General features: G+C 35.2%; 13 protein-coding genes. 8 read left to right on the top strand and 5 right to left on the bottom strand.

The annotated features are described in order from the left end of the window. Positions 1 to 5: 5 nt before the first annotated feature. The 4 genes from A3EM_RS0138620 to rimO all read left to right on the top strand — a co-directional run bounded on the left by A3EM_RS0138620 (position 6) and on the right by rimO (position 4,268). Positions 6 to 539 carry a YeeE/YedE thiosulfate transporter family protein gene (locus A3EM_RS0138620; RefSeq protein WP_020533600.1) on the top strand — a complete coding sequence of 178 codons (534 nt, stop codon included), beginning with the start codon at positions 6 to 8 and terminating at the stop codon, positions 537 to 539. A gap of 102 nt (positions 540 to 641) precedes the next feature. Then, positions 642 to 1,244, top strand: a complete 603-nt coding sequence (locus A3EM_RS0138615; protein ID WP_020533599.1) for a YeeE/YedE thiosulfate transporter family protein — start codon at positions 642 to 644, stop codon at positions 1,242 to 1,244. 18 nt (positions 1,245 to 1,262) lie between these two features. Further along, on the top strand, positions 1,263 to 1,880 hold the full coding sequence (locus A3EM_RS0138610; RefSeq protein WP_083925384.1) for a rhodanese-like domain-containing protein: 618 nt from the start codon (positions 1,263 to 1,265) through the stop codon (positions 1,878 to 1,880). Positions 1,881 to 2,957: 1,077 nt separating this feature from the next. After that, a complete protein-coding gene (rimO, locus tag A3EM_RS0138595) occupies positions 2,958 to 4,268 on the top strand; it encodes a 30S ribosomal protein S12 methylthiotransferase RimO (RefSeq protein ID WP_020533595.1) in 1,311 nt (436 codons plus the stop codon). Between the two features lie 25 nt (positions 4,269 to 4,293). On the opposite strand, the gene A3EM_RS0138590 is transcribed toward rimO, so the two are convergent. The 4 genes from A3EM_RS0138590 to A3EM_RS0138575 all read right to left on the bottom strand — a co-directional run bounded on the left by A3EM_RS0138590 (position 4,294) and on the right by A3EM_RS0138575 (position 6,775). Then, a complete protein-coding gene (locus A3EM_RS0138590) occupies positions 4,294 to 4,632 on the bottom strand; it encodes a cupin domain-containing protein (protein WP_020533594.1) in 339 nt (112 codons plus the stop codon). A gap of 154 nt (positions 4,633 to 4,786) precedes the next feature. After that, positions 4,787 to 5,731 (bottom strand): N-acetylmuramoyl-L-alanine amidase, encoded by a 945-nt coding sequence (locus A3EM_RS46775; RefSeq protein WP_020533593.1) that lies wholly within the window; start codon positions 5,729 to 5,731, stop codon positions 4,787 to 4,789. Positions 5,732 to 5,912: 181 nt separating this feature from the next. Continuing rightward, on the bottom strand, positions 5,913 to 6,404 hold the full coding sequence (locus A3EM_RS0138580) for a low molecular weight protein-tyrosine-phosphatase (protein WP_026210856.1): 492 nt from the start codon (positions 6,402 to 6,404) through the stop codon (positions 5,913 to 5,915). A 35-nt stretch (positions 6,405 to 6,439) separates the two neighbouring features. Further along, positions 6,440 to 6,775, bottom strand: coding sequence for a translation initiation factor (locus A3EM_RS0138575; protein ID WP_020533591.1), 336 nt, complete (start codon positions 6,773 to 6,775; stop codon positions 6,440 to 6,442). An 83-nt stretch (positions 6,776 to 6,858) separates the two neighbouring features. Between A3EM_RS0138575 and A3EM_RS0138570 the strand changes: the two genes are divergently transcribed. The 3 genes from A3EM_RS0138570 (at position 6,859) to A3EM_RS45055 (ending at position 10,191) form a co-directional block, all read left to right on the top strand. Further along, positions 6,859 to 7,728, top strand: a complete 870-nt coding sequence (locus A3EM_RS0138570) for a ChaN family lipoprotein (protein WP_044241058.1) — start codon at positions 6,859 to 6,861, stop codon at positions 7,726 to 7,728. Between the two features lie 822 nt (positions 7,729 to 8,550). Continuing rightward, complete coding sequence (locus A3EM_RS45060) at positions 8,551 to 8,922, top strand: T9SS type A sorting domain-containing protein (RefSeq protein WP_020533588.1); 372 nt, start codon at positions 8,551 to 8,553, stop codon at positions 8,920 to 8,922. A gap of 210 nt (positions 8,923 to 9,132) precedes the next feature. Beyond that, entirely contained in the window at positions 9,133 to 10,191 is a 1,059-nt protein-coding gene (locus A3EM_RS45055) for an ATP-grasp domain-containing protein (protein WP_020533587.1), read from the top strand. A 444-nt stretch (positions 10,192 to 10,635) separates the two neighbouring features. Here A3EM_RS45055 and dinB read toward each other — a convergent pair whose 3' ends face one another. After that, positions 10,636 to 11,715, bottom strand: coding sequence for a DNA polymerase IV (gene dinB / locus A3EM_RS0138545; protein ID WP_085948295.1), 1,080 nt, complete (start codon positions 11,713 to 11,715; stop codon positions 10,636 to 10,638). A gap of 81 nt (positions 11,716 to 11,796) precedes the next feature. On the opposite strand from dinB, the gene A3EM_RS0138540 reads away from it, so the two are divergent. Then, entirely contained in the window at positions 11,797 to 12,357 is a 561-nt protein-coding gene (locus tag A3EM_RS0138540; protein WP_020533584.1) for a porin family protein, read from the top strand. The last annotated feature ends 233 nt before the right edge of the window (positions 12,358 to 12,590 follow it).

The raw sequence follows: 12,590 nt of genomic DNA, 5'->3' as shown, positions 1-12,590 counted from the left end.
TAGTCATGGCTCATCAAAATTATATAACTCATCATTCCAAATATATGAATCCCTATTTAGCAGGAATTCTGCTGGGATTTGTTTTACTGGCAGCTTTTTATCTGACAGGCCGAGGCCTTGGGGCAAGTGGGGCCATGAAAAGCGCAGTGGTTACAACGGTAGCTGTAATTAGTCCGGATCATGCGGAAAATTCTGGCTTTTATAGTAAATATCTTTCTGGTGAAAACTCTCCAATGCATTCCTGGCTGGTTTTTCAGGTACTTGGAGTTTTTGTGGGCGGTTTGCTATCAGGGGCTTTTTCCGGAAGACTAAAGTTGACTACGGAACATTCCCCGAATATCAGTTCGAGAAAAAGAATTTACCTGGCTTTAATAGGTGGGGCACTTTTCGGGTTTGGTTCGCAATTGGGCCGGGGATGTACCAGTGGAGCGGCCCTTAGTGGAATGGCTACTTTATCTGTTGCCGGATTTGTCACCATGGTGGCCATTTTTGGGACTGCCTTTGCGCTGGCCTACTTTTTTAGAAAAAACTGGATTTAAGCACCTGTGCTATTATTTCTGAGAAATAGTATTCTCTCTATCAGTCTTTTATGGCAAAAGAATATACCGTTATTTTTGAAATATTACTTAAAATAGAAGATTATGGGACCTATAATTCCTGTAAATGAAATTTCAACAGAGATAAACTTCCTAATTGCTTTCTTGATAGGATTGGGATTTGGTTTTGCTTTGGAACAGGCTGGTTTTTCCTCCAGCAGGAAATTGGCAGGCATGTTTTATGGGTATGACACCACCGTGCTAAAAGTATTTTTTACTGCAGCTATCACCGCCATGTTGGGCTTACTCTTCCTCAATTATTTTGAGATGATTGATATGAGTATAGTCTATGTAAATGAGTATTACATCAATTCAGCGATTATAGGAGGAATCATTATGGGGGCAGGTTTTATTATTGGCGGATTTTGCCCGGGCACCAGTGTTTGTGCAGCAGCTATTGGGAAAAAGGATGCATGGTGGTTTCTACTGGGTAGTTTTTTAGGCATTGTGTTGTTTGGAGAAACCTATTCTTTATGGGAAGGATTTTACCTGAAAAATTATTTGGGCAACTTAAAACTTTCCACTTACCTGAATTTAAGTGATGGGGTTTTCGCATTTCTTGTGATTGTGGCGGCAGTGTTGATGTTTTGGGTAGGAGAATTGGCAGAGAAAAAATTTGCCAGAAATGATATTACCAAAGAATTGTAAGTTTAAAAGAAATTAAAAATGAACACACGAATTATATTGTCAGTAGTGGTGATCGCATTGGGTGCAATTTCAGCGATGTTTCCCTCCAAGGTAAATAACGCATTGGTCCCAACAGAAGAGGAAATCCAGTGGGAATTAAGAAGTGGAGCTTCATTTATTAATGTCGATGAGCTTGCCGAATCCTTGATAAATAAAGATCCGTCATATTTTCTTATTGATATTCGAGATGTTAAAGCATATGAGCAAAGTGCAATTCCCAATTCCATCAACATTCCTTTCGATAGTTTGTTCTCAGAAAACTGGATAGGCTATCTGGATCAGAATGCAAATAGAAATATCCTCATTTCTACAGATGAATTGAGGGCAAGGGAAGTTTTTGAATTGGCCAGAAGAAAGGGATTTAAAAATAATTATATTTTGGCTGGAGGTTTTAAAGCATGGGAAAATACCATAATTAATCCACCACACCCCTCAGTAACTGCCCCGGAAACTGAATTGATTTTATACCAAAAACGGCTTGCCAGTAGCCAGTTTTTCACGGGTAAAACAGCCGTTTTTTCCAATTCCACCACTAAAAAGCCTGTTTTACCCATCAAACGAAAAAAGAAAAAAGCTGTGCAGGGAGGTTGTAGTTAGAGCTTTTGAAATTGTGAACGAAATTGTAATTTTTTCACCCAATTAATACTTCTTTAATTATTTAGTTCTCCTTTGGCCTTGCTCAAATAGCGTGAAGCATTTAGGGGAATGAAGCGTAAAGAAATCTTCCAAACTCAATCAGCTTTGTAAAAGTTGATTGAGTTTGGAAGATTTTAGCGCAATGGACTTAAATATAGCTATTTGTGCATCGCCTTGATCTTTTGGTTCTTTTGGATCAAGCCAAAAGATCAAAAGGCTTACTACTAATGATGTAGAAAATTATTTACACTACTTAATATTTTTTGCAAATTGACTAGAGCGGCATAATAATTAAGCTTTCCGCCCTTTTTCCAGTCGATGAAAAAGGGCAAAAAAATCTCTGCTTTCAAAAAGGTTTTCCGAAAAAGTGGTGATAGTACCTGCATTCTTTTCCCCCTAGGGACTAGCAAAATAGTTGTCAGTACTTGTGACTATTTCCCACACTAATATTGAAAGCAATTGGCTATTAATATTTTAACTCTATAAAAATGGAATAAAACCATTAATAAGGAATGAAGGCGTAGTTTTATTAGTCTTTTTTGCTGCAGGATTATTTTTCTACATGTTTTATTTAAGTCTATTTTAACAACACAATTCAAAAAAAAATCCCAATTCTAAATAATGGTCTTATAAGTTGTTTTCTTGTATGGTGGGGTGTCTGTAAAAAAGGCGGGGAGGTGCGTTGACTTGTGGGGGGAAGCATCTTTTTTACTAGCCTTTTTTTGCTGACTTATTTTTGGTAATGAAAAAAAAGTCAGTCGGGTTGAAGGGCGGATAGCCCTTGGCACGAGCGTTGGTTTACCTGAATAATTGGCTATATTAAAGTTTAGTGTGTTCGATAGAATATAGTTTTAATTCATTTAAATTACTTTTTACTGAGATGGAATAAATGGTTTGTGGTAACCAAAAGTAATCGGTTAAAGTAAAAATCCACTTTTTACCAAAAGGAACTTTGATTATAAAAAACTAATTCTCTTTATCTTCATTTTCATTTCCCAATAATCTACCTTTGCGCCCTGAATCATAAAGTGAAAGGCAGTGAAAGCAAAGCAATTAAAAAAGGATAAAGTCAATATCATCACTCTGGGTTGTTCAAAAAACCTGGTGGACTCGGAAGTAATGCTTACCCAACTAAAGGGAAATGCAATTGAGGCGAGTCATGAAAGTAAAAAAGATGATGCGAACGTGATCATCATCAATACTTGTGGGTTTATTGACAATGCCAAGCAGGAATCTATTGATACCATTTTGCGATATGCTGATGCCAAAACAGACGGGGAAATTGATAAATTATATGTAACCGGCTGCCTTTCTCAACGCTACAAAGATAATTTAGAGGAAGAAATTCCTGAAGTGGATGCCTTTTTCGGGACAATGGAATTGCCAGCTTTGTTGAAAAAATTCAATGCCGATTACAAGCATGAATTAGTTGGGGAAAGAATCACCACTACAGCCAATCACTATGCCTACATGAAAATTTCTGAGGGTTGTGATCGTCCATGTTCTTTCTGTGCTATTCCTTTAATGAGGGGGAAACATGTATCCCGACCGATGGAAGAATTGGTAACGGAAGCCAAGAATCTGGCTAAAAACGGTACTAAGGAATTGCTTTTAATTGCCCAGGATTCGACTTATTACGGTCTGGATTTATATAAAAAAAGGAATCTGGCTGAATTATTAGATCGCCTATCAGATGTGGATGGCATAGACTGGATAAGACTTCATTATGCTTTTCCCGCTGGTTTTCCTGAAGATGCACTTTCTGTAATAGCCAGTAAACCCAATATTTGCAATTACCTTGATATTCCATTACAACATGGCTCAACCAATATGTTGAAGATCATGAGAAGGGGAATTACCAGAGAAAAAACGGAAGAATTGATTCACCGAATGCGTGAAAAAGTGCCTGGAATTGCCATCAGAACCACCGTGATTGCCGGCCATCCAGGAGAAACTGAAGCCGACCATCATGAAATGTTGAGTTTTATTGAGAAAATGAGATTTGAACGCTTAGGCGTTTTTACTTATTCTCATGAGGAAAATACACATGCTTTCTCTATGGCAGATGATGTTCCTGAAGAACTAAAAGAAGAAAGAGCAAATGAAATGATGGCGCTTCAGCAAGATATTTCTCTGGAACTAAATCAGGAAAAAGTGGGGAAAACATTAAAGGTTTTATTCGATAGAAAGGAAGGGGGGCATTTTATTGGACGAACAGAATTTGACTCTCCTGAAGTAGATAATGAGGTTTTGGTAGATGCGAAGGAAAACTATTTAAGGGTCGGTGACTTTGCCAATATCAAAATTACCAAAGCCACCGATTTTGATTTGTATGGGATTCCTGTTTAAAGTGGAGCATCCCAGCCAGAAATCTTTATTTCAAAAAGTCCTCCCTTATTGGATTAAAACTGTCAATTAACCTCACGTTTTTGGTTAACAATTTCACAGTATGCATTTTTCCTGAAGGGACATAATACATGTCTCCTGCTTTTAGGTGTTGGTCAGGTTCTCCCTCGCAATAAAAAATTACTTCTCCTTCTGCTACATAAGCAGTCTGCTCATGGGGGTGGGAGTGAGGAGGCTCAGGTTCTTCCCAAGGACCATCTGAAAAGTCAATGAGTACCATCATTAAATTATCCAGGTGGACTATTTTTCTTTTTAATCCCTCTCGAACTACTTCATAGGGAACATCATCAAATTTTAATACTGCCATTTTCTATATTTAATAGATGAAATAATGATTGTCAATTAAAAGCAAAAATCTTTTTATGACCAGAAATCAAATGTCTGAAAATATTATGGTTAATAAAAACCTACCATAAACTTTAAGAAGTTATGCTTGATTTTGAATTCCACAAGGAAGGCTTTTACCGACTGGTTTTATTTGTTTTATATTGCCCTTGTTCTTCGGTGATGGTAACCACAAAGGCATCTTTAAAACCCTGTTCCCTTATCTTTTTGGCAAGTTTAAGTGCAATATTCTGATCGTATTCCCTTCCAACCATGTAGCGATATTGATAATTGCTGCCAGGCATTTTATATTCTTCTACTCTAATATCTAAATCCTGGAATTGTTTCTGTTTCAGGTTTACGGATTTTTTACTCGCCATAATCTGAACCTTATAAACTGTTGTCCGGTCTTCTGCATCATTTTCTTCTACTACAAATTGCCGAAATGCCCGGAAAATTGCTGAAGCAATCAAATCTTGTCCATGTGTACTATTCAGGTATTTTTCTTCTGGGGGATTGCTCATAAATCCACATTCTACCAATACTCCGGGCATTGTTGTGTATTGTAAAACCTGTAAGTTGTATCCTCTGTCCCTGGCGTCCATCACTCCTCTGCTTTTTCTTCCGGCTCTTGTCTTAAATTCATTTTCCACTAATAAAGCCAGTTTCTTACTTGAAGCGAAAGAATTGCTATGGATGTGAGTCCGGGTCCCGTAAATGGCTCTGTTAGGATTGGAATTACAGTGGATACTTATAAAAACATCTACCTTATTTTTATTGGCAAGGTCTACAATATTATCCAACCCTACGAACTTATCGGTAGTTCTGGTATATATAACTTTGGTGTCTTTAATTCTTTCTTCTATATACTTTCCCAGTTTCATAGCAATTTCCAGATTCAGATGTTTTTCATTTTTCATACTGGATTTGCTTGCTTCATTTCCGGGATCTTTTCCTCCATGTCCCGGATCAATCATCACTTTAATGGTTTTTTTATTCTGGGCAAGAGCATTTTCCTGAAATGAAAAAGTGGCTATGCATAAATTAGTGAAGAAAAAAAGTATAAAAAATCTTCCTGGCATTGAAATTTTAGCTAAAAGATAACCCAAAAAATACTGGCAAAAATAAAAAGTATTCACGTGCTCTTAAACCGATAAAGTAAAAAGTAACAGTTTATTTTCAAAAGCAACCTCCAAATATTACAATTTTTATGGTTTTTGTTAGATATTAATGAGCAATAAACAGGAATAATTGATTAGGATATTAATTCTTTGGTGTTAATCCATGTTCCAGTACCAGATAATTCAGGAAATTCTGGTTAGATTCCATCAAAACCTGATAGCAATTATCAAAACCCACATCACTTTTATAATAAGGATCCTCCACATCGCTTCCTGATTCATTTCTATCAAAATCCCTCATCATCATCAATTTGTATTTTTGTCCTTTTCCCTTTTCCTCCAATATTTGAATATCCTTCAGGTTTTTTTTATCCATGGCAATGATGTAATCAAATGCCTGAAAATCTTTTCCAGTAAAAGGCCTGCTCCTATGGGTAAGGGTAATTCCATTTTTTGAGGCTGTATTCCTCATCCTTTTGTCAGGAAGCTCACCCTGATGGAAACTGATCATACCTGCAGAATCACAACTGATCTGGTCCTGAAGTTCATTTTCTTCTACCAAATGTTGGAAAATACCTTCTGCCATTGGAGAACGGCAAATGTTCCCTAAACAAACGAACAACACTTTTATCATTCTTATTTATCTTTTTTATTTCAATATTTTGTCTTTCACGAAACTTTATAGTCGTCAGCGGTAAGTAAATCCTTGATTTTCTCTCTAAAATCACCCTGAATTAAAATTTCTCCATCTTTTGTGTTTCCTCCTACACCACATTTGGATTTAAGCTTTTTACCCAATGCTTTTAAATCTTCATCACTTCCAGCGAACCCGGTAATTAAAGTGACCTGTTTCCCCCCTCTGGCTTTTTTATCAAGGGTTATTTTTAATTTTTGTTGATTCGGAGGCAGGGTTTCCTGCTCAGGTACCTCATCGTAATTATATTCGAAATCAGGGTTGGTAGAATAAACTACTCCCTCTCTGTTTTTTTTATTTTTCCTCCCCATTTTATATCATCTTTCTTTAATTGTAATAATTTTGATGTCAATAATAAACAAGTATCCGTCATTTCATTCAAAAATATCAATAAATGCCAAAAACTATTAATAGCCTCTTTATCATTTTTTTTATGTCCAGTTTTTTGTCTGATAAGCCAGCCTATCTCCTTTATGACAAGGAGGGAAAACCTACCAATTTTAGTGCAATGACCAATGTATTGGCAGATGCGGATGTGATTTTGTTTGGAGAGTTACATAACAACCCCATCTCACACTGGCTTCAGCTGCAAGTTACAAAAGATTTATATGCTGCAAAAAAGGAAGATTTAATTTTGGGTGCGGAAATGTTTGAGGCAGATGACCAATTGATATTAAATGAATATTTGCAAAACCTTATCAAATCCAGTCATTTTGAAAAGGAAGCAAAAATTTGGAATAATTACGGTACAGATTACGCGCCTCTGGTTGAATTTGCCAAATCCAATCAATTAAATTTTGTAGCTACCAATATTCCAAGAAGGTATGCGAGCCTTGTTTCCAGACAGGGATTACAGGCACTTGATCATCTTGAAAAGGAAGCAAAATCCTATATAGCACCCTTACCTATCAAAACAGATTTGGAACTGCCAGGCTATAAAAAGATGATTGAAATGATGGGCGGCCATGGTGGTGACATGAAACCTGAAAATTTTGCTTATGCTCAGGCTATTAAAGATGCTACGATGAGTCATTTCATTTTAAAACATTGGAAAAAAGGGAAAACCATTATTCATTACAATGGGGCATACCATTCTAATAATTTTGAGGGTATAGGATGGTATCTCAAGGAAAGCAAGCCGAAGTTAAAAATCATCACTATTTCTACGGTAGAACAAAATGACATTAATACCCTGGAGGAAAAAAATAAATCGCTTGCCGATTTTACTATCGTAATTCCTTCTGATATGACCAAAACGTATTAAGTGATTTAGTTGATTAGTTTAATAGACAGAAACCCCAACCCATTCCAAAATTTTGGTTGAATTGGGGTTTTTCAGTTATGGGGTTCCTTTAAGTCATTATTGAAGAAAAAGACGGAAAAAATAACTAATAAATCTCGTGGGTTTTAAATGTCTATTTGAATTGGAAGGTTGAACGCAATAATTGCAAGACCAGCAGGCTTAAAAGCGAATATATCCTTGTTATTAAAGAATTTGAAGCAGAAAATCCGGCATGCAATGTAAGGTTTTGTTAGAAAAATTGAGGTTTTGCAACTTAAATGGAGAGAAGTTACCTGATTAGCTAATTTCTATACTTTTCAACATTGTATAAAATAATAGTTTTCAGGATTTATATTTTATTGGAAAGAAATTGTATTTTTTGAAGAAATGACAAGAAATATGATATAAATCACCTTTTTCTTACAACTTCGGGGGACAATTGAGAGTCCTTATAGGACAAGACCTGATCGAAAATTTTTAATAATTTGAAGATTACAGTTGTATTTCTAAGGTTTTTTCTAAAAAAAGTGCTTAAACCTTAAATAAAATACAATGTAATTTTTGGGAAATTTTAAGGGCTGGTTAGCAGAACATAAGATTTTTTAATCTGTTATATTTGGAAATAATTAATTTTTTGACTCAAAAGTCTTCTATTCCAAATTTGGATTTTTAATAGGAGGAATTTTTTCGGACCAGCTTTTACAATAATCAACCAACAAATATCCAATTTGGAAATATTCCAATAAACAATTGAGTAAAATCCTGATTAAATTTTAATAATTACGCTGTCTAAATTTACAAACTATGAGGAAAACTATACTAAGTGCAATTTTTATTACCATTTTTGCTTTCGTAGGATTTGCGGAGGAAATGGAAAATCCTGATCAATGGAATTCAGAGAAATTATGGGAAAGTAAAGAAATTACTATTTCCAACATTTATCCTAACCCGGCTGTAGATTATGCCATTTTCGATTATTCTGTATTAGAATCAAATTCCAATGTCAGAATTATTCTGCGAAATTTAATTGGAAGTGAAGTGGCCAGTTTTTCCCTAAGTGGAAATGAAAGTCAATTGAAAATATCCCTTACTGATTTTTCAGCTGGAGTTTACTTTTACACCTTAAGTATTGACGATAAAAGCCTCGTTACCAAAAAATTTATAGTAAGTAAGTAATAATTTAGTATAGTTTTTCTCTCATTTAAAACACAAAAAAGCCCTCCAATCTTTAAGTTGGAGGGCTTTTTTGTGTTTTCTTTTTCGTTGGCTGGGGGATAGGGAACTTTGGACCGAAAAAAAATATTCTTCTAGAAAGATTTTATAAGAATTTCATCAGATCAGTTTGTATTTTTAGCCGGTCTATAATTTTTGGATTGAAATTTAAAAATGTTGAATATTAAACAACCTGCTTTTCTAATAAAAATCGTCAATTTCGAGTATTGGCCTTATTGGGTTTTCTATATTCCACTTTATTTCTACGGGTTTTACCTAGCCTTCAGGTCCCGCTCGCTTACTTACTTTTCCGCCACCAATCCGGGGATGAAATACGGTGGGGTAATGGGTGAATCAAAAATTAGTGTACTCAATAAAATTCAGCCTGCATTTCTTCCCAAAACTATTTTCCTGGAGAAGGGAAAGTCAATAAATGAATATTATTCCCTTATCGAAAGCATTAACCTTTCTTTCCCACTTATAGTGAAGCCGAATATTGGTGAAAGGGGAAAAGGGGTGGAAAAGATCAACAGCAAAGCTGAACTGGATACTTATTTTTCCAGCCATAATGAAGATTTACTGGTGCAGGAATATATTGATTTTCATTTAGAGCTTGGGATTTTATATTACAGATATCCAGGAAAACCCCAGGGCGATATTTCATCCGTAGTAGTAAAGGGATTTTTAACAATTGAAGGAAACGGAAATTCTACTTTGCAGGAATTAGTGGAAAATAATACCCGGGCGAAGGGAAGAAAAGCATATTTGCAGGCCAAGTTTGAAGATAAATGGAAAGAGATTATCCCTAAAGGGACGCAATTACTTCTGGAGCCTATAGGGAATCATTGTAGAGGTACCGTATTTAAGAATGGTAATCACCTGATCAACAGTCAATTGGTAAACGTGATTAATGAAATTGCCTGTGGTATTGAAGGCTATTATTATGGTCGGTTTGATTTGAGGGTGAAATCTCTGGAGGATCTTTATAAGGGGGAAAATATTAAAATACTGGAATTAAATGGAGTAAGCTCAGAGCCCGCTCATATTTACGACCCTTCCATGAAATTATGGAAAGCCTATAAGGATGTATTTAAGCATGCGAAAATTATTTGGGAAATTGGAAGAGCTAATCACAAAAAGGGTGTTCCTTATACCTCGCTGAATACTTTTTTAAAGGATTTGAAGATTCATTTTTTTCCTCAACCTGCGGAACTCAATCCTAATTCTATTTAAAGGTTTGCCATACTTTTTATTAGAAAAACGGATTCCGGCAAATGCTTTAAAAACCATATTAGAAAAGAGTAATATTTATAGTTTATTTCGAAGAAAATAAATAGATTGCAGTATGTTGATCTGGAAAAAGATTTTTAAATGTTATCATTTTATGATAGCCTTAAATCTTGAATTTTTTACTCATATATTTTTATTTCAAAAAGGTCAACACAACCAAACCAATTGAATAATATATCGGAACTGGAAAATTAACCTGATTTAGGTTTCTGTCCATACAGGATCGCCTGTCCCTGGTCTTTTTTTAGAAAGAATTTATCCTTTCTAATTTTTCAATTAAACTTTTTAACCTTTTCCAGGATTATAGTAAATATGAATGAACAACCATAACTGGAAACCTGAAGGTTTTCTAAGTTCCGATTTTTTTATTTCATACATTTTCTTTAATTAAAAATCAATTTCTAATTGCGTGCCCAATCTGTTATTATTATCCAGATTGGAAATGGAAATGCCGATTAACCTCAGTGGTTTTTGGGGTAAATGAGGATGGTGTAAAAGCTCATTGGCCGCATTTTTAATTTCCTCAAGGTTAGTGATGGTATGTTTAAACGTTTTGCTTCTTGAATTGATCTGAAAATCAAGGTCTTTAAGCTTTAGGGTAATGGTTTTTCCAAATGCATTGGCTTTTTGGAGTCTTTCATATACCATTTCCGCAATCTGAAAGGTCACCACCATAATATCCCCTTCATTGCTTAAATCTTCTTCAAAAGTTCTTTCAGCTCCAATGGATTTTCTTATACGGTCCGGTTTTACCTGTCGATCATCCTCCCCTCTGGAAATTTTATAATAATACCTGCCTGACTTCCCAAAACTTTTTATTAATTCAATCTCAGGTTTCTCTCTCAGGTCTTTGCCTTTATGAATACCCATTCGTCTCATTTTATCTGCGGTTACTTTTCCAATACCAAAAAACTTTTCGATTGGTAAATTAGCTATAAATTCATCTGCATCCTCGGGCTTTATCAGGAATAATCCATCTGGTTTGTCCATATCAGAAGCTATTTTCGCTAGAAATTTATTAAAGGAAATTCCTGCAGAGGCTGTCAGTTGGGTAGTTTCTTTTATTTTTTGCTTTATTTCCTTTGCGATAAGTGTGGCAGAAGGTAAACCCTTTTTGTTTTCGGTTACATCCAGATAAGCTTCATCCAAAGAAAGTGGTTCTACTAAATCGGTATATTGAAAAAAGATTTCCCTGATTTGTTTTGAAACTTCCTTATAAACATCGAAACGAGATTTCGCAAAAATAATATGTGGGCATTTTTGTATCGCCAGTTTTGAGGGCATGGCGGACCTGACCCCGTATTCACGTGCTTCATAACTGGCTGCGGCTACTACTCCCCGGTCTGAGGAGCCTCCTACTGCCAGTGGTCTGCCTCTGTATTCAGGAAAGTCTCTTTGTTCTACAGAGGCAAAGAAGGCATCCATATCGATATGGATAATTTTTCTCAAATCTTGTTTTTTTGTCAAATTTAATAGAATTTGGACTATACTTTGTTTAGTTTTTCACCGGAGAACTTAATTTTTAAGAATCTATAAACCTTGTTTAAAATGAAAATAAAATTATTCTTTTTAACCTTATGCTTTAGTGCTTTATTTATCACTGATAATCTTTTTGCCCAAGGCTTTTACATAGGAGGAAGTGTGGGGAATTCTTTCAGAGATAAATCCATTGAAGATCTCGGAGGAAACGATTTTAAAGTAGATAAAAATACTGTAGGTTATAAAGTTTTTGCCGGATTTGGTTCTGGTTTTTTGGGTCTCGAAGGAGGTTATAGAGATCTGGGAAAAGTTGAAGGAAAACAAAATGCGGTAAATTTTGAAACCAAATCCACCGGATGGGATATTGCGGCAAGGGGAAAATTAAGCCTGGGTCCGGTATTAGCTTTTGGAAAAGCTGGAGTATTTTTCGGAAATTATGAAAATACTGTCCATAGTGCTATTCCTGTAAGTAATACAGAGACCACTTCCACCTTCATGTGGGGTTTAGGAGCCGGAGTGAAACTTGGTTTGATAGGTATTCGGCTGGAATACGAATCTCTTGATTTAAGCGAAGACAATAAACTTTCTATGTTGTCTCTTGGTGGAACCATTCATTTAGGAGCAAAGTAGGAGGGCCTGACTTGTCTTTATTTCCCTTTCTTTAGGGAAAATAACTTTTGTAGTAATTGTAAAACACCTGTATTTGTAATCAAACATTTACAGGTGTTTTTTTATTTAGTTTTTAGGTTTTCTACGTAAAAAAATGTTTTAATACTTTATTTGTCCTTAAAAAGTAAAAGTAAATTAATTTTTTAGACTTATTAAGTACTTGATAATCATTGATTTATTATTAAATTAAGTAT

Origin of the sequence: Flexithrix dorotheae DSM 6795 (assembly GCF_000379765.1) — a bacterium.
Taxonomy (GTDB): Bacteria; Bacteroidota; Bacteroidia; order Cytophagales; family Flammeovirgaceae; genus Flexithrix; species Flexithrix dorotheae.
This window is presented reverse-complemented; position numbering and strand designations above follow the sequence as displayed.